This window comes from Paenibacillus sp. 01T443 (assembly GCF_056398325.1).
The window spans coordinates 282,917-303,427 of record NZ_JBFTPE010000001.1; the positions used below are offsets into that span (position 1 = coordinate 282,917).

The following is a 20,511-nucleotide window of genomic DNA, read 5'->3' on the forward strand; positions in this document are numbered from 1 at the left end:
TTCACCTATTGGGCAGATTGGTCTTCAAAAAAAGTAAGCTCCACATCATTCTTAAGCAGACCGAGCTGCTTGGAATAATCAAAATACAATTTAAGTCCTTCTTGCAGCTTGCTCCCGAAATCATATTGAAGCGAATGAAAGTACATCTCCCAATAAGTCGATTCTCCTCCAAGCTGCTTGCAGGCTTGTTCGATAAGCGGACGGAGATGTGTCTTATTATACTGTTTGCTCGCATTCAACGCCTTATATACAGCTTGTACAGCTTCAGGCGCTGCATTTGCCACTTCTTTGCGCGCTGCGACAACAGCATAGGTCATCCCGAGCCCCGTCCATTGATTCCATAACTGTCCTAAATCGATAACATGAAGTCCATGATTCAGCCAAGAAGCATGAATGGCAGGGTCGCCAATAATCAGTGCGGCATCAGAGGTTTCCAGCATTTTCTCAAGAACAGGTTCCGCCGTAACATATTCCGGCTTACATTCAAAGTACATAGCCATTAAAATTTTCAATAAATTTACTGATGTTGCCGATGTCGTCGTCATCGAAATGCGTTCTGGCCGCTTGCGTGAAATCGGCTCCTTCATAAACAATAGGATGGAATTCACATTACCGACAGAACCGACGGACAATTCAGGCAGCAGTACATAATCATCGGCATTTTGACCGTATGAGAAGGACGAAATTGCCGATACGTCTAATTCACCAGCTTGCAGCATTCGATTTAATTCAGAAGGTACGCGTTTAACGATCTCGAAGCCTTTCCAATCCGCTCGTTCCTCGAATTGATGAAATAGCGGCCATGCGTTCGCGTAATCAATTCTTCCGATGGTGATCGGGCGATTCATGCCCATTCTGTTCATCTCCCCATCTTCTGTACAAATCATGATCGATTGTCATATTATCAAGTATTTTTCCAATTAAAAAGTCAATCATCTCTTCCATGCTTTGCGGTTTGTAATAAAAAGCCGGCATAGCCGGAATCACTCGAACGCCAAGCCGGGCAAGCGTCAGCATGTTTTCCAGATGGATCGCATGCAGTGGCGTTTCTCTTGGCACAATGAGAAGCTTACGATTCTCTTTCAGCATCACATCTGCGGCTCTAGTCATCAAATCATCGGAAATGCCGTGCGAGATCGACGCAAGCGTCCCCATCGAGCACGGCACAATAACCATTCCTTGAACGCGATATGATCCACTTGCGATGCTTGCACCGATATCCGCATTCGGATGGTACACCAGCCTTTGCTCAGCGACAGCATCGCCAAAGCGCAGCTCAAGCGCAGCCGAGCGACGAGCGGTCTCCCAGCCAAGTTCTTCCTTTATTACTCTCCAGCCTGCTTCTGTCACTACAAGATGAACCTCGTATTCCATAAGCAAAAGAACTTCAATCAGACGTATGCCATAAACAGATCCGCTGGCGCCAGTTATGCCAACAACCCATCGTTTCGTCCAGTCCGACTTGGCAACCGCTTTGATCTCTTCTACCATTGGTGAATAACCAATAAATCAACGATAACAAATAAGAAAAGCACGACGCTTAGCGTTCCATTCATTCCGAAGAATGCCGTTTGAACGCGTGATAAATCATTTGGACGCACCATCCAGTGCTGGTAAAACAACAAGGAAATCGAAATTAGCGTACCAAGCAGATACATCCAACTTAGTTCAGTCATCCAGAACAAAGTAATGAAGCCGATTGCCGTAATGACATGCAAGCAGCGCGCTATCCACAGCGCACCAGCAATTCCGAATCGAGCTGGAATGGAGTGTAGACCCGCACCGCGGTCATACTCGAAATCTTGCGTCGCATAAATAATATCAAAGCCGGCAATCCAAAGCGCTACAGTAATATAAAGAATCCAGGCTGCAAGATCAAATTGACCAGTAATGGCTACCCATCCCCCAAGCGGCGAGAGACCGATCGTAAAGCCCAGCACCAGATGACAAAGCCAGGTGAAGCGTTTCGTATACGAATAAAGCACAAGCAGCGCAACCGCGATTGGCATCAATTTCAACGCAATCGGCGCCAAATTAGCACTAGCAACAAATAATAAAACGAACGAAACAATAATAAACAGCAATACTTCCGCTGATTTCAATAAACCAGCAGGAAGCGCCCGTTTCTCTGTTCGGGGATTTCGTAAATCAATCGCTTTGTCAATCAAGCGGTTTAAGCTCATTGCCGCGCTTCGGGCTCCGAACATCGCTAGCGTAATCCATCCGATCTCTGCCCATGAAGGCAATCGCTGCTCCATCATAACGGCACCTAGAATAGCACCCATAAAAGCGAAAGGCAATGCAAAGACCGTGTGTTCAAATTTAATCATTTCTAAAATAATACGTAATTTGCGAATCATTGCTATTTCTTCTCCTTTGTCCCCATATGCAGCGCAGCTACTCCGCCAGTAAGAGGATATGCCTTTACCTGTTCAAGACCTGCTTCTTCAAACAGCTCTGCAAGCTGCTGCCTACCGGGGAACATTTTTAGAGATTCAGGGAGCCATTTATATTCTTGAAAGCTTTTGGCAACGACCTTGCCCATGACAGGCAATATACGTTCGAAATATAAATTATACATTGCTTTGAATGGCTGCCAGGTTGGTTTAGACACTTCTAAGCATACAACTTGCCCGCCAGGTTTGACGACACGCTGCATTTCTATCAGCACCTGCAAATAATCAGGCACATTGCGAAGTCCAAAACCTATCGTAACAAAATCGAAGGAATGATCCTCGAAAGGCAAGCTCATTGCATTCCCTTGTACCAAAGTAATCTGTTTGTCCAAGCCCAGCTTATTTACTTTCAGAGCACCGACATCCAGCATGTTCTGGCTAAAATCAAGACCGACAACCTTTCCAGTCTTGCTTGCATCAGCTAAAGCAATCGTCCAGTCACAGGTTCCACAGCAAAGGTCAAGCGCCGTTTGTCCTTCCTGGACGTTCATTTTCTTCATTGTCACCTTCCGCCAAGCCTTATGTCTGCGAAAGCTGATCAAATCGTTCATCAAATCATATTTGGGCGCAATTCGTTCAAATACGCCATGCACATGGCTCTTGGAGTTCGTATCCATTTTAGCAGGTCACCTCGTCTCGTTGAGTGCGGGCGTGTAACCGGTTTGTTCGTGTAACAGGGTATCGACAATTGAAGTCAATTCACCGAGCAACTTGTCCGATTCCAGCTTTCCAGCCGCGGCTTGCACTGAATCTGCTGAGAGCTTCAGCTTCGCCCTAAGTTGGCTGCGCACATTATATTTTTCCGCCAAACCGTGAATAAATGCGCACTCATAGGTACGCATTGTGAGTTGTTGACGCTCTTCATCCGTAGCGACTTGCATGAAGTGCCAATATGCCCAGCCCTGATCGAACCGATCTGAGCTTTCACTTCGTGCGATCTCATCAACCAATACCTCACATCGACTGAGACCATTAAGAACCTCTGACCAAACACGGGAAAGCGTCCCTTCCAGTAGATCAGAGAAAATGTGGAACAGCGTGCTTTTAATTTGTACGGAATAGCCTAGAAAATCTTCTGCTGACAGCTTATTCTGCCTCATCCGAATGTAAAGATTGACCTTCAGCCGGTTTACTTCGCTAACCGCGCTGCTGATTTTTGCAATCATTTCAATTTGGCCTGCTTGCGAGAGCAGTTGATAAAATGTCGCGCTAAAGTAATCCCCAGCGAGCACCTTGAGCTGCCTCGAACGCATCTCTGCTTCAGTGCGCTGCTCTTGCTGCGTATCGATTAGATCATGCGTATCCATTCCTAGCTGAACGAGAGATACGACGAGCGTAAAGAGCTCACTGTGTGTCTGTAAAGACTGCTGCTGACTTAGGAAGACATGCAGCAGACGCAGCCTTGCATTCGCTAATTCAGGAAGAGCAGTATGCTCTTGGATCATGTCATATTCCACATACTTTTGAGCTATTTCAGGTACACGGTATGTTTTCATTGGGGAAGCCTCCGAACAGAGAAGCGCAAATCGCCGCTCAATAATCTAAACTATTATAGCACAACTTATTCTAAGAGCATACGATTCAGCCTGCTGTTCAACAAATTGCAACATACAACCCTATTCCTCCTGCGAAATGAAGGAAGGCTTTACAGTAAATCCCGCTACAGGCCCGAATCGTTCCTCCCACGCTGAAGTGAAGCTTACTCTCAGCCTCTCGCGCCAAACCTCGTCATGCACCGGATCTGCCTGCGAGAGATGCTGCATTTCGTTGATAAGCCATTCATCCGTCTTCCTGACGTCGACAGCTGCAAGCAGTGCTGGACCATCCGTACGTTCTTCCACCATTCGGATAAGAATACGCTTCACGTTCTCCAGTTGCAGGAAAGAAACACGTACCAGCTTCTCTACATCCGCAAACCATAACGCAGGTCTTCCCCCGCTTGTGCTGACCAGCATATCTACCGACAATACTCCGTTGCTCCAATCCGCCTTTTTTAAACGCTCATTAAGCTGGATGGCAACAAGTACGTCAACTAAATTGCTATTAGTAAGCCTAACAGCTGGCGTAGCGCGAAAAACAGCAACCTCATCCCGGTTTACCGTATTCTGCCATGCTGCATGGGGAAGCCAAGTGAACAATAAAGTTACTGCTAAAGCGGTCGCGCACGCCGCAAACAGTGGTTTTCCGATTTTCATTCTGTACCTCCAATTCAGGCCTCTTTAATAAAACCTGCTAAACAGGTCACTTCATGTGATAAGTCTCTTATCACATTGTACGAGCGGTACAGAATGAATATTCGAAACGCAAGCGCGCAAAAAAAAAAGCAGGCATCGCCTGCTTGCTCGCTTGATATTACTGGTCGGTTTCCATTGTGCCGTATTTCGTCATAACGACCGCTTTACCGCGAATTTTAATAGCTGAAGTATGATCGGTAAACTGGCAAATTAATATTTCGTTTTTGTCCAACTTTTCCGTATGATGAAATTTCGTGTCCAGTCCGCGTGTTAAACCGATGACTTGCACGCCTTGATCCTTTGCTTTTACGATAATATACTCGCCATGTGTAGGCTCCATCGTTATCCCTCCGCATCCGTATTTCCAAGCTATCCATGTGAATTATAGTGTAAGTATGACGTTTGTGCAATCTATACACGTTGCCTCCAGACAAAAAACGCTCGAACGGTTTCCCGTTCGAGCGCTTTCAACGTAAAATATAAGCATTAATAAGTTTACTCCTTATGTAATTGCTTATATTCCGGCACATAACTCGCTTTGTTCTCATCCGAATGGATGGGTTCAATTCGTTTATGCTCTAAGTATGCTTAATTGGATACAAGGTCCTTGAGTGATTTTCCCGGTTTAAAAGCAGGTGTTTTGCTTGCTGCGATCTCGATTGGATCTCCGGTTTGCGGGTTGCGGCCTTTACGGGCTTGACGCTCGCGAACTTCAAAGTTACCAAACCCAACCAATTGCACTTTATCTCCGCTTTGCAGCGCGTCGGAAATAGCATCAAAAACAGCATCAACTGCTTTCGTTGCGTCTTTCTTCGAAAGATCGGTCAATTCAGCTACCTTCGTAATCAAATCTGTTTTGTTCATTGTTTCACCTCCTCCAAAGTGCAGTTCTGCATTAATCTCATGGCTAGCATATAAAAGCTCATCTTATCCCTCTTATTAACGGAAAACTTCAAAAATATACCTTTTGACCGAACAAACCTATAGTAATACAGCCGTTTGCCAATTTCAAGTGCTAAGCTTCAATTCCTCCAAAACAAATAAAACCGCTCCCTATTTGGCAGCGGCTTATCTGTATACTATTTTTTTTACTTACAAGATGATTGCAATCAATCCGCCAGAGCCCTCGTTTATGATTCGTCCAAGCGTCTCTTGCAGCTTATAGCGCGCATTATCAGGCATCATTGCAATTTTTCCTTGGATGCCTTCACGCACAATGGAATGCAGGGAGCGGCCGAATATATCAGACTCCCAAATTTTGATCGGATCGTTCTCAAAGTCTTGCATTAAGTATCTGACCAGCTCTTCACTTTGCTTCTCCGTACCGATAATCGGAGCGAATTCCGATTCAACATCGACTCGGATCATATGGATGGACGGTGCTGTAGCCTTCAGCCTAACCCCAAAGCGCGAGCCTTGACGGATTAGCTCCGGCTCATCGAGTGCCATTTCCGCAAGTGTCGGCGCCGCAATGCCGTAACCCGTTGTTTTGACCATCTCGAGCGCTTCCGCAAATCGGTCATACTCCCTTTTGGCATGAGAGAATTCCTGCATCAGCTGAAGCAAGTGGTCCTTGCCCCGAATCTCTACCCCAACGACCTCCATAAGAATGCGGTCATACAGCTCATCTGGCGCATACAAGTCAATCTCCGCGACTCCCTGCCCCATGTTCATGCCGCTAAGGCCTGCCCTGGCAATGAAATCATATTCCATGAACTGAGTAACTACTCGATCGACGTCGCGTAATCGGCGAATATCCTTAACCGTATCGCGAACAGAGCTCTCATAGTTGCTGCGGAGCCAATGATTATCATTCAGCACCATAACCCAGCTCGGCAGATTTACATTAACTTCATGAACAGGGAATTCGTAAAGCACTTCCCGCAGAACGGAGATGACTTCTTCCTCGCCCATGGTCGCCACGCTAAGCGTCATAACCGGGATATCGTATTTCGCTTGCAGCTCATTGCGTAATTGCAGCGCTTCTTCACTCTTAGGGCGAGTGGAGTTAATGACGAGCACAAATGGCTTGCCGACTTCCTTCAACTCGTTGATGACACGCTCTTCTGCTACAACATAGGAGCTGCGCGGAATTTCTGCGATTGAGCCGTCTGTCGTTACAACAACACCGAGTGTCGAATGCTCTTGGATTACTTTTCGTGTTCCAATCTCAGCTGCTTCCTGGAAAGGAATCGGCTCATCAAACCAAGGAGTCGTGATCATACGTGGACCATTTTCGTCCTCATAGCCCTTCGCGCCTTCAACCGCATATCCAACACAATCGACCAATCTCACGTTTACCTCAAGTCCATCGGTAACCCTGAGCTGAACCGCTTGATTCGGAACAAATTTAGGCTCTGTTGTCATAATCGTCTTACCTGCGGCGCTTTGAGGAAGTTCGTCCACGGCTCTCACACGGTCTGATTCATTAGCAATGTTCGGAAGTACAACCGTCTCCATAAACCGTTTAATAAACGTTGATTTGCCCGTCCGGACTGCCCCTACAACCCCGAGGTAAATATCCCCGCCGGTTCTTTCGGCTATGTCCTTGAAAATGTCCACTTTCTCCACTGAATATCCCCTCCCAATTGATTTTTCCGGTTCGCCGCCATCCACCGGTCAATAGGGCAGGCCAGCGACGCAACTCGTACATGCTTTTGGACTAGTAACATCATATGTGCAGGCTTTCCGATTATGACGATTCCTTCTGCGAAAACTTTTTTTTCTTACGCTGCGGGCTTTCCTTCCAAGACTGAGTTATATGAGAAAAAATGCAAATCTATGACCCTTGAAAGCAAAAAAATCCTCTCCCAGATATTCGTCTCGGAAAGGATTAAAGCTGAATTTATTAATAAAACGGCATGTCCTATGGCTTTACGGCCTGCGGCTCTTGGTTTACCAAGTGGTATACAGGAGCCTTTACCGGAACAAAGTCTGATCCGTCTACAAGCAGCGCGCGCAAATCAAAATCTGCAGCATAATCTTTTTTGTCGCTTTTTTGAATGTATTGCATGATGTCTATGCCATAGTCGGAATATACGACGCCGTTTTCGTCAACGAGAGCCTGCAGGGTTTGCCCTGTAAAAACGCTTCGTATCGTGGGAGCCGACTTATTCATTTCTTTATAATCGATTTGAAAAAAACCGGGGTAGGTTTGCTCTCCCTTTGGCAGCACACTGTTCGTCTGAATATAAGTCGTTACCCAATTCTGAATATCGTTAATTTGCTGGAAAGCGAGGATATCCAGCAGCTTTACTCTTGGCGAAGTTTCCTCATCGATGACAAGAAAGCTATAGCTGCCTCCTTTTTCAAATGCAGCAGCTGGGATATCGCTTAAATAGCCTGTCCGACCAAGCTTTGCAAAATCCACATAAAACTTTTCATACTTAGGCGTTTCGGCTGTGCTGTTTTTGATCGGCAGCATGCCTGTTTCTGTTTTGTACTGGTCAATGGCTGCCTGCACGTTGCGGACTGCTTCTTTTGGGGCGGTCTGGTTTTGTTTCAACCGATCCTTAGGATACAAGCAGCCCGTCAATGAAATGAGCATAACACCAAGCGCAGTTAGCAATGCTAAAAGACGAATGCCACGCAGCGCACCACTCTTTGTATAACCGTTCACTCGAATAACCTCCCTTAAAGGTTTGTGTAACAAACCTTCTTCGTAAGCATGTGCTTAGGTTTGTGTAACAAACCTTCTTCGTAAGCATGTGCTTAGGTTTGTGTAACAAACCTTCTTCGTAAGCATGTGCTTAGGTTTGTGTAACAAACCTTCTTCGTAAGCATGTGCTTAGGTTTGTGTAACAAACCTTCTTCGTAAGACCTTCCTACCACAAATCGTCGTTTTCCTCCGCTTGGCGCGCGAGCTGTCGCGCTACCGCTGCCCTCAGCGGATCTAACGGTATTTCCACGTTCACCTTGCCCGCTACCCTTGCTTGGCAGGAGAGCCTAATATGGTCGCCATCTAAGCCGGATAGCTTACGTTCCTCATTATCCGCAATCGGCAATAGCTCGCTTCCTGGCCGCACTGTGACCTTGCACATGAAGCATGCGGCTTTGCCTCCGCATCGTGTGCGGATCGGTATATTCGCGCGTCTGGCGGCGTCTAGCAGCGTTGTACCCCGTTTAACCTTAACCGTCTTCCCAGATGGCCAAAAGGTTACCTCTCCTTCCATCACAAACCACCGGCCTCTCGATTTGATAATATAAGATGGAGACTACGCATCGCCTCTGCTGTGAACGAGTTCTTTGCTTCGATAGCGTGCATCGCACGCCCATGCAGCGCAGGTACCTCGGCAAAGGCTTGAACGATGAGATCAACACGGTCCATTCGGTCGCGCAAAAAATTAAACCACAGCTCATGCGCTAGCGGCACGATGGGCACAGTCACTTCAACATCGCTTAAATAGATATGGTCGGAAAAATCCAGCAGCACCTTTCGTACCATGGTCTCATAGTGGCAGCCGCTTGCCTTCACCTGGAAACCTCCGACCAACTCAACCTGTATATCATGGATCAGGTAATGACTCAGAATAGAGCGGTACATGCCGGTTTCGCTTATTGCCGGTTGGTCAAGCGCATAGGGCTCCAACGCCTTGTGGATCGCTGCGATATCCTCTTCATCGCAATATATATCCAAATCACGCGGCAAGGCTGATAATGGGAGGCCCCGAAGCATAAGGCTTGTGCTTCCGCCTAATACCCATTCCGAAGCATTTGCTTCTGTTGCTTTTTTCACGACGGCCAGCGCGTTATGAATGCGTGCATTTTCGGTCATCGCCGGCACTTCCTTCCACGGCATTAACATTAAAAATATGGCTTATTCGCAGCTGTAATTTTTGCGTCAGCGGTTTTGACAATTGCCTGGCAGCCTAGTCGATAGCCTTCTTCAAACTCCTCCGGCTCAAGGCGATCCCACTCTTCGTCCGTGATGCCTTCAAGCTGGTCCGCACCTTCCGTTATCAAGCAGCGACAACGGGCACAAGTTCCGCGTGCGCACGAAAAGCTCCAATCGATATTGTGTTTCATTGCAAGATCAAGCAGTGACAAGCCTGCTTCCGCCTCTACGACAGCCGTTTTGGTTCTACCCTTTAATTCAATCATTATATGTCTAAATCTCCATTTCCGTTAGTAATCTATCGTTCCTATGTAGATCCAGTTAAATAATGGATATTAGTCCGCAAATAAATCCAATTATCAAAATAAAAAAAGCAATGAGAGACAGTACGAATTTCAAAGCGCCTTTCGTTTTCATACGGGCAAACGTAATTAAAAGGGCCGCAATCGCCATCATCCCAATGCCGAAAAGCGAAACCCACATTTTTGTCATTGCATCCATAGTAATTCCATTCTCCTAATCTATATCATAATGAATTCTCATCCATTATAACATCGCATAAAAAAAAGGACAAAAGCTGACAGGACGCTGCACCGAATGATAAAATTCGGGTCGCCTATCGCTTTTGCCAAAACTGCGCTTTATTTTTTGATCATCATTTTCATCAGTGTTTCCATATTGCTTGCGTTCATGCCACTAGCTTTTACAGCCTTCACGATTTCATTGACGGTCGAATCAGCAACCTTAACCTTTGCCATTTCTGACACCTGCTTGATCAGCTTGCGAAGCTCCGCTTCGTCCTTCATCGTTTCTGGTGTAACTCCGCTAGCCAGCTTTTTGACAGAACTCTCGGAAATACCTTTGCCGGTTTTTTTGTTTATCGAGTTGAGAATATCTTTGGAAAAATCCTTCGCCATATCCTACACCTCCAGGATGCGCATGTGTCTTGCTCCATGCATCATATGAGAAGGGCAGATGTTTGGTGTAGGCGCTGGTCCTTAGCCTAGATCCTCAATTTCATGTGTCTTGAGCCTGCCCATTAAGTGCTCAACGGCAGTCCTTGGCGCTTTGTTCGCGAATAATACCTCATACAGCTGAAATGTTATCGGCATTTCAACCTCATATTGTTTCGCTAAATCATAAGCGGCGCGGGTGGTTCTAACGCCCTCCACGACCATCCCCATGCGGCTAAGCACCTCATCGAGCGGCGTTCCGTCGGCAAGCATGTAACCCGCGCGCCAGTTGCGACTGTGCTTGCTTGTACAGGTAACGACGAGATCGCCTACGCCTGCAAGTCCGGCAAAAGTGAGCGGATTCGCCCCCATAGCTGTGCCCAGCCTACCGATTTCAGCCAGCCCGCGCGTAAGCAAAGCAGCCTTTGCGTTATCTCCGAATTGCAGTCCGTCGGTCAAACCCGCTCCCAAAGCAATAATGTTCTTGATTGCTCCGGCAACCTCTACACCAACGACATCAGGATTCGTATACACACGGAAATCCGTATTCATCAAAGCATCTTGTGCTTGCTCCGCTGCTTCAATATTTGCTGAAGCAACAACAACCGTTGTTGGCTGCTTCAGGATGACTTCTTCCGCGTGACTAGGACCTGAGAGCACGACCAGTTGATCTAGCGAGCGGTTTAGCTCTTCCGATAGCACAGCTGTCATCCTCTTCAGCGTATCCGTCTCAAAGCCTTTCGTTGCATGTACCACGAGCGTTTCGCTGGACAAATAAGGCGCCGCTTGCCTTGCCACCTCGCGCATCGCGCCAGATGGCGCTACGAATAAGGCTAGCTCGGCATCCTGCAGCGCATACTCGATATCCGTGGTTGCATGAATAAGCTCAGGCAGTTGGACATCCGGCAGAAACTTGCTGTTTACACGGTTGCGGTTAATATCCTCCGCTTGTTCCTTACTGCGCGTCCATAGCCGTACCTGATAGCCATTATTTGCGAGTACGGACGCAAGCGCAGTGCCCCAGCTCCCCGCAACGAGCACGGCTGCAAATTTCTGTTTTTCTCCACTCTGGTTTGTCATGCGACGCTCACTATCCTTTCTTAGCACCTAGCTTGTTTTCCGTTCCTTGAAACAGCTTTACGATATTCGTCCGATGGCGTACGAAAGCAAATATACAGATCAGAAGACTTGCACAAAGTAAAGGTACGGAAAAATAAAAGATGGAAATGAATAATGGCGTTAAAGCCGCAAACAATAACGATCCCAAAGATACGTACCGGGTTATAGCGATCGTTGCAATCGCAACTACACCTGCACAAAGAGCAGGGATGAACGCAAGCGTGGCAATAACGCCAACTGTCGTAGCAATTCCTTTGCCGCCCTTGAACCGAAACCATATCGGCCAATTATGACCTACTATGGCAGCCAGTCCGCATAGAACCGGAATCCAGTCATTTTCGCCTAGGCCGTGCCCGATCCAAACAGCAGCAACGCCTTTTGCAATATCAAGTACAAACACGAGTAAGCCCGGCCCTTTGCCGAGCACCCGCAATGTATTCGTTGCCCCTGCATTGCCGCTGCCATGCTGACGGATATCGATGCCTTTAACCCATTTTGCAATAACGATACTGAAAGAAACTGAACCTAACAAATAGCTTAAAGCAATCGCGATTACTCCATATAACAAGCTACTCTCCCCTAATCTTCCTCGGACTTACGACGTGAGAATATTCGTATTGGCGTCCCTTCAAAATTAAATGCTGCACGGATTTTATTTTCCAAATAACGCTCATACGAGAAATGCATGATTTCCGGATCGTTCACAAATACAACGATCGTCGGCGGCTTGGTCGCAACCTGCGTAACGTAATTGATGCGCAGACGTTTGCCTTTGTCGGATGGCGGCGGATTAATCGCCACAGCGTCCGAAACGACATCATTAAGAAGATGCGTCTGAATACGCATCGCATGCTGCTCCGATACATGCTTAACGACAGGCAGCAGCTTTTGTAAGCGCTGTTTCGTTAAAGCAGATAGATAAACAATTGGGGCATAAGACATAAACAAGAAATGATCGCGGATATTTTGCGAGAAAACTTGCATCGTCTTCTCGTCTTTCTCGACGACATCCCACTTGTTCACAACAAATATCGAGGCTTTTCCCGCTTCATGGGCATAACCTGCGATATGCTTGTCCTGCTCAATAATGCCTTCTTCCCCGTTTATCAACACGAGAACAACATCCGCGCGCTCGATCGCTTTCATCGCACGCATTACGCTGTACTTCTCCGTTGATTCATACACCTTGCCGCGCTTCCGCATACCAGCCGTATCAATTAGTACATACCGTTGGCCGTCACGTTCAAAAGGCGTATCGATTGCATCGCGTGTCGTACCTGCTACATCGCTTACAATTACGCGGTCTTCACCGAGAAGCGCATTAACGAGCGAGGATTTACCAACGTTAGGCCGTCCAATCAACGCAACGCGAATAACATCCTCATCATAGCCGTCATCCGTTTGCTCCGGCAGCAGCTCGACAGCAGCGTCAAGCAAATCGCCGATGCCTAAACCATGTGAACCGGAAATTGCAATAGGCTGACCGAAGCCGAGCCCATAAAACTCATAAACCTCGTCCATACGGCCATGATTATCAACTTTATTAACTGCAAGTACAACAGGCTTGCCTGAACGGAACAGCATTTGAGCTACTTCATCATCCGCGTGCGTCAAGCCGGTCTTCGCATCGGCCATAAAGATAATCACATCAGCCTCTTCAATAGCGAGTTCAGCCTGCATACGAACAGATTTCATGATTTCATCTTCGCCATCAATTTCAATACCGCCAGTATCAATAATGCTGAACGGTTTTCCATTCCACTCTCCGGTGCCGTAAAGTCTGTCACGCGTGACACCCGGTTTATCCTCAACAATTGCTAGACGGTCGCCGATGACCCTATTGAAAATCGTGGATTTACCCACATTCGGACGACCGACGATAGCGATAACGGGTCTTGCCATAGTTTGTTTTCCACTCCTTCAAAAATACTCACGTTAACCATCATAGCAAAAAAGTGCGTTCTTGGCTAACTTTTCTATTATCGATGATTCACTAGGATTATTGTACCATTCTTCAAATCATGCGCGCTTGCATCCAATATCTTCTCGAGGAGGAACGAGGTTTCCTCCAGCTTGTCCGCACTTTCTACTAGGAAAATGGGCGCGCCTCCTCCTACAGTTTGCGGCTTCATCGATACGACGGCGACAATCTTAGCCATTATCGCTTGCTCCTTTCTTATTGACAGATGCTTCCGTAGGCATGCGAACGGCCGATTCTAATATCGGTACTCGCAAAATAACTTGCTTTCCTTTGTCCGCATCCATTTCCTGGGGCAAAATAAATACAGCCAAGCGACCATCCTTCATATCAAGCTTGGCCATCGGAATTAATGCCGGTTCCCCGTCATCCCGGTACACGCCTAATATCGTAGCCATATCATAAAGAATGGCTTGACGTTGTCCCAGATTGCTTATGGTTACTTTTCCGTTTGAATTGTAGGGCGTCAAAATAAAACCCATTCCCCGTTCAGCGATAATTTCTTGATTGGCTTTTAGCCCCACGTTCATTATATAAATATCTCCTACGAACAAATCAGGACCATCGACTCTAACTTCCGCAGATTGAACAGCAGCGATATGAGAAATAGCTTTGCCTGATTTCAGCTTTTCGACAAGCAGCAGCGATATAATACCGGCAAGAATGCCTATCCAGATATTCAACATAATGCTAAATAAGCTTGTCAGCAAAGCAGTCATGATCACTAAGTAATTCCGACCTTCAAATACCATGGCTATTCCTTCAATATAGGTTGATCCCCGACTAACCAATTCCATACTGTCTATTTTAGTCAATGTTTCGCGTTCCATCTTACGAACATCTCTAAACTGCTGTGCAGCGAGTGAAAGGAAGGTGATTGCCGTATAGTCCTTATTAAACAAAGCGGGGACGGCTACAGCGCCTAAAGCTGCTGCGATAACACCCAATGAAATATGGATGATACGACCATGCGGATATGTCGGATACTGTCGATAATCAGTTCTAAGCATTAGCAAGCGCGAAATAATTCCGAAAGTGATACCTAACAAAACACCAACCAAAAACTTATTTTGGACGAGATAATGCTGCATTATGAAGAACGTCCTCCCTTAATATGCCATAGCTTTACGCTAAGCTTCGATGCACCCGTACGAATCGCTCTGAGGAGCAAGCTAAACACCCTGGCTGTCGCAAGAGCAATCCAAAAGCTATCCCACCAGCTTGATTGACCAATATGAGCCGTAAATGCACCGGATTGAAGGACTGTATTTAACGCTTCACCAAGCACCGCTCCCCAAACCATCATTCCAAATTGATGTTTTATCTGTGAGGTAAAAGCCCCGCAAAATATTCCGGCTAACAATGGTGCATCCCAATTTGGACCTATCCAATAAAATACAGGATCATAGCTATACATCTTGCGAATGAATCCCCAAATGATTGAGATCATAAGGGTGCACAAAATCAAATAGCAAAAATAGCTCCTTACCTCGGACGCTCTATACGACATCAACACTCCAATCACAAGCATCAAACAAACGCTTATATGGATTTCAAGTCGAATGAACTCGGGAAATGGCGACCACCACAGCGGGAAAACGAGCAGCATAACCATAAAAATTCCTAGAAGCGCCATCATGCGGCTGCTTATTTCCGGAGCTAAATAGGTCTTCCAACCTGTCGCGATTAGAATGAAAGTTATCATCATAATCCAGATCGACATAAAACCGGGATTCACGTTATATCACCTCTTGTACCCCCTATTATGCACCAAAAAAAAAGAGCTATTCCTGCGACAGATCGCAGAAACAGCTCTTTTTTATATAAAAAGRTGATTATTTAAGATTTTTAAGCTTATCTCCAAAACGTTCTGCAAGAGAATAGCTCATGCTTTCATTGCTCAAGCTAACATTCGGATTATCGATTTTTTCGATTTTTGGCGAACGTGGAGCTCTATCTGGTCTTGCGCTTGGAGCAGCTTGTTCAGGAGCTTCTTCTGTTTCTTTAATGCTTAGGCTAACGCGTTTTTCAGCAGGGTTGAAGTCAAGAACTTTCGCTTGTACTTCTTGGCCTTCTTGAAGAACCTCATTAGGAGTCGCAATGTGACGGTGAGCGATTTGGGAAATGTGAACAAGTCCTTCAACGCCAGGAGCAATTTCAACGAAAGCTCCGAATGGAACGAGACGGCGAACTGTACCTGTTACGATATCACCAATTGCAAATTGACCGCCTGCAGAATCCCAAGGACCTGGTTGCGCAGCTTTCAGGCTGAGGCTGATTTTGCCAGCAGCTGGATCAACTTTAAGTACTTTAACACGAACAGCTTGACCTTCAGAAACAACATCCTTCGGATGTGCTACATGCTGCCATGAAAGCTCGGATACGTGAACAAGACCGTCAATACCGCCGATATCAACAAACGCGCCGAATGGTGTAAGACGTTGAACAGTACCTTCAAGCTCTTGACCAACTTCAAGCGCTGCAATAACTTGCTTCTTGCTTTGCTCGAATTCAGCGTCAAGCACTTCTTTTTGAGAAAGAATGACTTTGTTGTTTTCACGGTCGATTTCTTTAACTTTCACGCGAAGCGTGCGGCCTTTGTAATCGGAGAAATCTTCAACAAAGTGACGCTCAACCATAGAAGCAGGAATAAATCCGCGAACGCCAACATCGGCAACGAGACCGCCTTTAACAACATCAGCAACAGCAACTTCAAATACTTCGCCGTTGTCAAAGCGTTCTTGAAGAAGATCCCATGCTTTCTCGCCGTCAACTTGACGCTTCGAAAGAACAAGCTTTTCTTTCTCGTCGTCGATGCTAACCACTTTAAGCTCAACCTCTTGACCGATTTGAACAGCATCCGTAGCGTTTTCAATCTGCACCGCAGAAAGCTCGCGAATCGGAATAACACCGTCATATTTATATCCAAGGCTTACATAAGCTTGGTTATCTTCGATTTTGACGATCGTACCTTTAACGGAATCGCCTTTTTTCAAAGACACGAAATTATCCAAAGCGTCTTGGCTTACTTCTTCCGCCACGGATTCTTGCACATTAGTTTCTTCTGACATTGAAATAACCTCCTCAGTTCATACCCCAACTTTATTTAAATCCGCAAGCGCCTAGAGCGAGAGCAGCATTTAAAACATACATTAACGATTGTTCGAAGCAAGCTCGCGAATGCGAGCCATAATGGCATCTGTTACTTGTTCAAGCATGTCTGGAGATGATTCCTCAATAAGTGCGGTAAGATCGACAGGCTTGCCGTAACATACGACGATTTTGCTAAATGGTCTATACTTGCCGACAATGGCTACGGGAACTACAGCAGCGCCGCTTCTAACGGCAATCATGGCCGCGCCCTTCTTGGCTGCACCGGATTGATTGTTGCGTGAGCCCTCTGGGAAAATCCCCATTACATTGCCTTCCTTCAGCAGTGTGATCGCCGACTTAATGGCATCCTTACTTACACCGCCGCGTTTCACGGGAAAAGCGCCAAACGCGCGAATGAGCGGACCAAACACCGGAACTCTGAACAATTCCTCTTTTGCCATAAAATACACCTTGCGTTTTACCTTGACGCCTACCGTAGGCGGGTCAAAATTACTCAGGTGATTTGAAGCAAGCACGACTGGACCAGTGGTAGGTATATTCTCCGTACCCCTTGCTTCCAATCGAAAGAGCAGCGTATACAGAACGCGCAGTAAAAAACGGAAAATAAGATATAACATAGTTTACTTCGCCTCCGCCATTTTGGTTCGGCTTAATTTCACAATTGTCTGAATGACTTCATCAATTGTCATGGCGGTACTATCGAGGACGATAGCGTCAGCAGCGCATATTAACGGTGAAATATCGCGTTGCTCGTCCAAACGGTCACGTTCGGCAATCTCGGATTCCAATTGTTCCAACGTAATGCTTTGGCTGTCCACTATTTCACGGTAACGGCGAAGTGCCCGTTCCTTGACGGATGCGGTTAGAAAAATTTTCAATTCCGCTTGCGGCAGTACATGTGAACCGATATCCCGGCCGTCCATTACGACACCTTTGCGTTCTGCAAGCTTGCGCTGCAGTACTCCGAGAACGTCACGTACAGTCTCGTTCGCTGCAATATGTGATACCTGCAGCGTCACCTCGCGCGAGCGAATCAATGCGGTTACATCTTCTCCGTTCACAAATACGGACTGGCCTTGCTCGCCAGGCTCAAGTTCAATCTCTAAAGATCTTACTAGTTCTGCAAGTTTGGCTGTCTGAGACACCGTTATTCCCGCTCGTTGGGCGCTGAGTGTTACAGCGCGATACATAGAGCCGGTATCGATGTACACATATCCAAGCTGCTCGGCGACTTTTCGTGCAACCGTGCTCTTGCCCGCGCCTGCCGGCCCGTCAATCGCAATGTTCATACGGTCGCTGTCACCTTCGTGATGCACCACTTAAGGTCAACCCCCTTTTAGTAGAGACGGCTGGCCGAATGCATATAAGAATGCGACGCAAACCTCTCAAGAAAAAAGCAGGCTTTGCCTGCGAACGTGAAAATTATACCACACTATAAACGCAGATGCAAAAGCCAAGCGTCAGTTCAAGCGGGTTCCTTCCCACTGATCCACACCCGTTAGCCAATGCCGAACAGCATTATTTTGCAAAGCTGCCTGCGAACATACCAATAAAATAACAAGCGTTATAATGATTTTCCGCAATACCGCACTAACGTCATCTGTTAGCTTTATCATCTGATTGCGGCTTCTTTTCTTGTGCAGCATTTTCTTTATCACCTGGAAATTCCCCTTCCTCTTTCCGGGTAGTTTTCCAAGAATCGCAAATATTATTCACCGATTTCGATATTCTAGCTGCTTCTCAAAACAATACCGGATAACCTTCTGACGTTCTGAGTCGTTAATACTTACATATTTAATCATAGCCTGCTTCCTTCCGGAATCTAGCTCTACTACCCTCACAATTTCTCCTTTAAAGAAAGCATGCTCGATGCTGCCGTTCTTGAAAGGCACGAGCAACCAGCATTCAAGCTGATGCCCGGATGAAAGCGGCCATTTCCCATCGTAAATAAACGAAATTCCGCCGCCGCCCACATCATCCGTCTCACAAACGAATCTTAAGCTACCAGCCGTTTTGACCGCGATTTCCAGCTCTGCCGGCACCCTAAGAAAGCTCCGCCGCTGAACCTTAGTTATGCGGTCCGGTTCAGGCTTGCGGATCTTGATTAGCTTTACGCCRTCTTCCTTAAAACCGAGCACATGCGAATCGAAAAAACTTTTGATGCCATCCTCGGAAATAAAATAAACAGAAAGCTCATCGCCTAAAAAAAGTCGCTTGTAACGTCCGGATTTCTCGCTGATCGGAACTTCAATAAGAAATCCGTCTTCTTGGTCATCAGCAATCCGGGATTTGTATTCAATAGATGCTTCCTCTTCATCTGAAGAAGCGATCTGAAAGTGCAGCATTTGGTTCAATTTAGGCAACAAATTGGCTCCCCCCCATTTACATGCCATTATAACACGTCGATTTGAGGGGAGCCATATCGTTATTTGTCAGAAGCTGCCTTGGAATCGTAGGGAGACATTTCCTCAATGGATTCCTCTAGGCCTGTTTCTGAATTTACATAGATGCGGTAGAGTGAACCATTGATCTTACCTGTGTATTCATAACATAATACTTCTTCGCCCAGATCGTTGTCGATTAGAGCCAATAGCTCCGATTGTACTTTCATTTCTGGATTTAACGCCTTCCTTGCGTCTGCCTTCGTTAGAATTGGGCTAGGAAGCTTCCTTTTGTGATGCTCATATACGAAATCATTTGCCTGCAAGCCAACCGTCTGTCCATTGTCCAGTGCTACCTTCACAGTCAGCTTATCTGGATAAATGAGCACGCCGCTTTGCACACTGACGTAGGTGAATGCCACCATATTGTTATGCAAATCGTAGCTGATGGCTTTCATTCCCGAGAAACCATGTTTGTCCAGGAAAGAATCCGCTGATGCTTTTGCTTTCTCAAGGTCTACCTTTTTCTCGCCAATGTCGCGCGAATTCATAAACCAAATGAGCTGTCCGCCCTTTTGCGTAAAATCCATTTGAAGCTTTTTGTCCTTGCCCTCGTTTACCGTCGCTGAGAAAGAAGCATATTCCGTCCCCTTCGCATTTTCGACAACGCGGATGTCCGCTTTCGGGTTTTGTGTGAATTTTGCGGCAAGCTTCTTGATATCCTCAGCGGTAACCATTTTCCCGCCCAACATCTTAATGGTCCGTTTTTGATACATGCTGCTGACAGAAGGACCCCAGTTGATTTCCGGGTACTCGCTCACTTTTTTGTCGACTGTCTTAAAGCCGTCAACAATCGTATTATCATTATTCGATTTCTCGGATGCCAGAGCAATTTCAACGTCCATCCATCTTAAATTATTCGCAAGCACTTGTTTTTGCATGCCGATTAATTCATTGGAAATTTGCTCGGAATTCGCGTACAGCGTCTTCATCGTCTTGAACTCATCTTGCGTAAGCGGCTGCTTTGTCAGGTCGCGGACAGCTGTTTTGTATGCAAAATTAGCTATACGCGATAAAAAATCTTCCGCCTCGTTGAAAGGGAGCAGCGTAAGAGGAAGCTGGTTGATTTCGTTTTGAGCCTCGCTCGTTAAACGCCATACGTTCACTAGACCCTTTCGATGATAACTTTGCGAGGTGGAGTTAACCGCAAGGGTCGTGCCAAGCTGTTGGTGCAGCTGCTCGACATGATAGGTTAAGTCATGAAATGCCCGTTGATACTGATTTTCGGCTTTAATCAATATCGAGTTCTTTTCCTGATGCTCTTGATAGCCCCAATAAATTGCGCCTATGAAAAGCAAGGACATAATCGGAAATAGGATCGAGCTGAGTCGATGGTACATAATACAAAAGCTCCTTTCTTGTGCAAAACCTGGTTTTAGTTT

27 protein-coding genes are annotated in these 20,511 nt (G+C 46.4%); all 27 read right to left on the reverse strand.

Features of this window, described 5'->3' with window-relative positions; all coding sequences use genetic code 11:
• Positions 1-5 precede the first annotated feature (5 nt).
• On the reverse strand, positions 6-854 hold the full coding sequence (locus AC1DLI_RS01295; protein WP_477598961.1) for a menaquinone biosynthetic enzyme MqnA/MqnD family protein: 849 nt from the start codon (positions 852-854) through the stop codon (positions 6-8).
• On the reverse strand, positions 817-1,491 hold the full coding sequence (locus AC1DLI_RS01300; protein ID WP_477598962.1) for a UbiX family flavin prenyltransferase: 675 nt from the start codon (positions 1,489-1,491) through the stop codon (positions 817-819). The genes AC1DLI_RS01295 and AC1DLI_RS01300 overlap by 38 nt, the downstream gene beginning before the upstream one ends.
• The gene (locus AC1DLI_RS01305; RefSeq protein ID WP_477598963.1) at positions 1,485-2,360 is read right to left on the reverse strand and encodes a UbiA-like polyprenyltransferase; all 876 of its coding nucleotides are present in this window, start codon (positions 2,358-2,360) and stop codon (positions 1,485-1,487) included. Before AC1DLI_RS01305 ends, AC1DLI_RS01300 begins: the two co-directional genes overlap by 7 nt.
• Before the next feature lie 2 nt (positions 2,361-2,362).
• Entirely contained in the window at positions 2,363-3,073 is a 711-nt protein-coding gene (locus AC1DLI_RS01310; RefSeq protein WP_477598964.1) for a demethylmenaquinone methyltransferase, read from the reverse strand.
• 9 nt (positions 3,074-3,082) lie between these two features.
• Entirely contained in the window at positions 3,083-3,952 is an 870-nt protein-coding gene (locus AC1DLI_RS01315; protein WP_477598965.1) for a heptaprenyl diphosphate synthase component 1, read from the reverse strand.
• A gap of 120 nt (positions 3,953-4,072) precedes the next feature.
• Complete coding sequence (locus AC1DLI_RS01320; protein ID WP_477598966.1) at positions 4,073-4,651, reverse strand: hypothetical protein; 579 nt, start codon at positions 4,649-4,651, stop codon at positions 4,073-4,075.
• Positions 4,652-4,808: 157 nt separating this feature from the next.
• On the reverse strand, positions 4,809-5,030 hold the full coding sequence (gene mtrB / locus AC1DLI_RS01325; RefSeq protein ID WP_308996629.1) for a trp RNA-binding attenuation protein MtrB: 222 nt from the start codon (positions 5,028-5,030) through the stop codon (positions 4,809-4,811).
• 248 nt (positions 5,031-5,278) lie between these two features.
• A complete protein-coding gene (locus tag AC1DLI_RS01330) occupies positions 5,279-5,554 on the reverse strand; it encodes an HU family DNA-binding protein (protein ID WP_053376669.1) in 276 nt (91 codons plus the stop codon).
• A 228-nt stretch (positions 5,555-5,782) separates the two neighbouring features.
• Positions 5,783-7,261, reverse strand: coding sequence for a stage IV sporulation protein A (gene spoIVA, locus AC1DLI_RS01335; RefSeq protein WP_308996630.1), 1,479 nt, complete (start codon positions 7,259-7,261; stop codon positions 5,783-5,785).
• A 295-nt stretch (positions 7,262-7,556) separates the two neighbouring features.
• On the reverse strand, positions 7,557-8,309 hold the full coding sequence (locus AC1DLI_RS01340) for a hypothetical protein (RefSeq protein WP_477598967.1): 753 nt from the start codon (positions 8,307-8,309) through the stop codon (positions 7,557-7,559).
• Positions 8,310-8,514: 205 nt separating this feature from the next.
• Positions 8,515-8,862 carry a 2Fe-2S iron-sulfur cluster-binding protein gene (locus AC1DLI_RS01345; RefSeq protein ID WP_477598968.1) on the reverse strand — a complete coding sequence of 116 codons (348 nt, stop codon included), beginning with the start codon at positions 8,860-8,862 and terminating at the stop codon, positions 8,515-8,517.
• Positions 8,862-9,464, reverse strand: a complete 603-nt coding sequence (locus AC1DLI_RS01350) for a nucleotidyltransferase family protein (protein ID WP_477598969.1) — start codon at positions 9,462-9,464, stop codon at positions 8,862-8,864. Before AC1DLI_RS01350 ends, AC1DLI_RS01345 begins: the two co-directional genes overlap by 1 nt.
• A 29-nt stretch (positions 9,465-9,493) precedes the next feature.
• Entirely contained in the window at positions 9,494-9,790 is a 297-nt protein-coding gene (locus AC1DLI_RS01355) for a 2Fe-2S iron-sulfur cluster-binding protein (protein WP_477598970.1), read from the reverse strand.
• A gap of 55 nt (positions 9,791-9,845) precedes the next feature.
• Entirely contained in the window at positions 9,846-10,025 is a 180-nt protein-coding gene (locus AC1DLI_RS01360) for a DUF2768 family protein (RefSeq protein ID WP_183567793.1), read from the reverse strand.
• Positions 10,026-10,165: 140 nt separating this feature from the next.
• Positions 10,166-10,441: a stage VI sporulation protein F gene (locus AC1DLI_RS01365; RefSeq protein WP_308996635.1), complete on the reverse strand. Its 276-nt coding sequence runs from the start codon at positions 10,439-10,441 to the stop codon at positions 10,166-10,168.
• Between the two features lie 81 nt (positions 10,442-10,522).
• Positions 10,523-11,557, reverse strand: a complete 1,035-nt coding sequence (locus AC1DLI_RS01370) for an NAD(P)H-dependent glycerol-3-phosphate dehydrogenase (RefSeq protein WP_477598971.1) — start codon at positions 11,555-11,557, stop codon at positions 10,523-10,525.
• A 10-nt stretch (positions 11,558-11,567) separates the two neighbouring features.
• A complete protein-coding gene (gene plsY / locus AC1DLI_RS01375) occupies positions 11,568-12,164 on the reverse strand; it encodes a glycerol-3-phosphate 1-O-acyltransferase PlsY (RefSeq protein ID WP_308996637.1) in 597 nt (198 codons plus the stop codon).
• Between the two features lie 11 nt (positions 12,165-12,175).
• Positions 12,176-13,498 carry a ribosome biogenesis GTPase Der gene (der, locus tag AC1DLI_RS01380; protein ID WP_477598972.1) on the reverse strand — a complete coding sequence of 441 codons (1,323 nt, stop codon included), beginning with the start codon at positions 13,496-13,498 and terminating at the stop codon, positions 12,176-12,178.
• A gap of 77 nt (positions 13,499-13,575) precedes the next feature.
• On the reverse strand, positions 13,576-13,755 hold the full coding sequence (locus tag AC1DLI_RS01385) for a capping complex subunit for YIEGIA (protein WP_477598973.1): 180 nt from the start codon (positions 13,753-13,755) through the stop codon (positions 13,576-13,578).
• Positions 13,748-14,665 (reverse strand): YIEGIA family protein, encoded by a 918-nt coding sequence (locus AC1DLI_RS01390; protein WP_477598974.1) that lies wholly within the window; start codon positions 14,663-14,665, stop codon positions 13,748-13,750. Before AC1DLI_RS01390 ends, AC1DLI_RS01385 begins: the two co-directional genes overlap by 8 nt.
• On the reverse strand, positions 14,665-15,312 hold the full coding sequence (locus AC1DLI_RS01395) for a YphA family membrane protein (RefSeq protein ID WP_477598975.1): 648 nt from the start codon (positions 15,310-15,312) through the stop codon (positions 14,665-14,667). The genes AC1DLI_RS01390 and AC1DLI_RS01395 overlap by 1 nt, the downstream gene beginning before the upstream one ends.
• A gap of 97 nt (positions 15,313-15,409) precedes the next feature.
• Positions 15,410-16,645, reverse strand: coding sequence for a 30S ribosomal protein S1 (gene rpsA, locus AC1DLI_RS01400; RefSeq protein WP_308996642.1), 1,236 nt, complete (start codon positions 16,643-16,645; stop codon positions 15,410-15,412).
• Between the two features lie 81 nt (positions 16,646-16,726).
• Complete coding sequence (locus AC1DLI_RS01405; protein WP_477598976.1) at positions 16,727-17,305, reverse strand: lysophospholipid acyltransferase family protein; 579 nt, start codon at positions 17,303-17,305, stop codon at positions 16,727-16,729.
• Between the two features lie 3 nt (positions 17,306-17,308).
• Positions 17,309-17,977 carry a (d)CMP kinase gene (gene cmk, locus AC1DLI_RS01410; protein ID WP_477599352.1) on the reverse strand — a complete coding sequence of 223 codons (669 nt, stop codon included), beginning with the start codon at positions 17,975-17,977 and terminating at the stop codon, positions 17,309-17,311.
• A gap of 171 nt (positions 17,978-18,148) precedes the next feature.
• A complete protein-coding gene (locus AC1DLI_RS01415) occupies positions 18,149-18,346 on the reverse strand; it encodes a hypothetical protein (protein ID WP_477598977.1) in 198 nt (65 codons plus the stop codon).
• Positions 18,347-18,400: 54 nt separating this feature from the next.
• Positions 18,401-19,054, reverse strand: a complete 654-nt coding sequence (locus tag AC1DLI_RS01420) for a flagellar brake protein (RefSeq protein ID WP_477598978.1) — start codon at positions 19,052-19,054, stop codon at positions 18,401-18,403.
• Positions 19,055-19,113: 59 nt separating this feature from the next.
• Positions 19,114-20,469: a germination protein YpeB gene (gene ypeB / locus AC1DLI_RS01425; RefSeq protein ID WP_477598979.1), complete on the reverse strand. Its 1,356-nt coding sequence runs from the start codon at positions 20,467-20,469 to the stop codon at positions 19,114-19,116.
• Positions 20,470-20,511: the final 42 nt, after the last annotated feature.

Excerpts from the sequence above, each read along its gene's own strand:
- der (WP_477598972.1), bottom strand. The coding sequence starts at position 13,498 with ATGGCAAGACCCGTTATCGCTATCGTCGGTCGTCCGAATGTGGGTAAA.
- AC1DLI_RS01295 (WP_477598961.1), bottom strand. The coding sequence starts at position 854 with ATGGGCATGAATCGCCCGATCACCATCGGAAGAATTGATTACGCGAAC.
- AC1DLI_RS01330 (WP_053376669.1), bottom strand. The coding sequence starts at position 5,554 with ATGAACAAAACAGATTTGATTACGAAGGTAGCTGAATTGACCGATCTT.
- AC1DLI_RS01350 (WP_477598969.1), bottom strand. The coding sequence starts at position 9,464 with ATGACCGAAAATGCACGCATTCATAACGCGCTGGCCGTCGTGAAAAAA.
- AC1DLI_RS01310 (WP_477598964.1), bottom strand. The coding sequence starts at position 3,073 with ATGGATACGAACTCCAAGAGCCATGTGCATGGCGTATTTGAACGAATT.
- AC1DLI_RS01390 (WP_477598974.1), bottom strand. The coding sequence starts at position 14,665 with ATGCAGCATTATCTCGTCCAAAATAAGTTTTTGGTTGGTGTTTTGTTA.
- AC1DLI_RS01315 (WP_477598965.1), bottom strand. The coding sequence starts at position 3,952 with ATGAAAACATACCGTGTACCTGAAATAGCTCAAAAGTATGTGGAATAT.
- AC1DLI_RS01320 (WP_477598966.1), bottom strand. The coding sequence starts at position 4,651 with ATGAAAATCGGAAAACCACTGTTTGCGGCGTGCGCGACCGCTTTAGCA.
- AC1DLI_RS01365 (WP_308996635.1), bottom strand. The coding sequence starts at position 10,441 with ATGGCGAAGGATTTTTCCAAAGATATTCTCAACTCGATAAACAAAAAA.
- AC1DLI_RS01300 (WP_477598962.1), bottom strand. The coding sequence starts at position 1,491 with ATGGTAGAAGAGATCAAAGCGGTTGCCAAGTCGGACTGGACGAAACGA.
- AC1DLI_RS01360 (WP_183567793.1), bottom strand. The coding sequence starts at position 10,025 with ATGGATGCAATGACAAAAATGTGGGTTTCGCTTTTCGGCATTGGGATG.
- mtrB (WP_308996629.1), bottom strand. The coding sequence starts at position 5,030 with ATGGAGCCTACACATGGCGAGTATATTATCGTAAAAGCAAAGGATCAA.
- cmk (WP_477599352.1), bottom strand. The coding sequence starts at position 17,977 with ATGAACATTGCGATTGACGGGCCGGCAGGCGCGGGCAAGAGCACGGTT.
- AC1DLI_RS01345 (WP_477598968.1), bottom strand. The coding sequence starts at position 8,862 with ATGGAAGGAGAGGTAACCTTTTGGCCATCTGGGAAGACGGTTAAGGTT.
- AC1DLI_RS01385 (WP_477598973.1), bottom strand. The coding sequence starts at position 13,755 with ATGGCTAAGATTGTCGCCGTCGTATCGATGAAGCCGCAAACTGTAGGA.
- ypeB (WP_477598979.1), bottom strand. The coding sequence starts at position 20,469 with ATGTACCATCGACTCAGCTCGATCCTATTTCCGATTATGTCCTTGCTT.
- AC1DLI_RS01405 (WP_477598976.1), bottom strand. The coding sequence starts at position 17,305 with ATGTTATATCTTATTTTCCGTTTTTTACTGCGCGTTCTGTATACGCTG.
- AC1DLI_RS01370 (WP_477598971.1), bottom strand. The coding sequence starts at position 11,557 with ATGACAAACCAGAGTGGAGAAAAACAGAAATTTGCAGCCGTGCTCGTT.
- rpsA (WP_308996642.1), bottom strand. The coding sequence starts at position 16,645 with ATGTCAGAAGAAACTAATGTGCAAGAATCCGTGGCGGAAGAAGTAAGC.
- AC1DLI_RS01305 (WP_477598963.1), bottom strand. The coding sequence starts at position 2,360 with ATGATTCGCAAATTACGTATTATTTTAGAAATGATTAAATTTGAACAC.
- AC1DLI_RS01355 (WP_477598970.1), bottom strand. The coding sequence starts at position 9,790 with ATGATTGAATTAAAGGGTAGAACCAAAACGGCTGTCGTAGAGGCGGAA.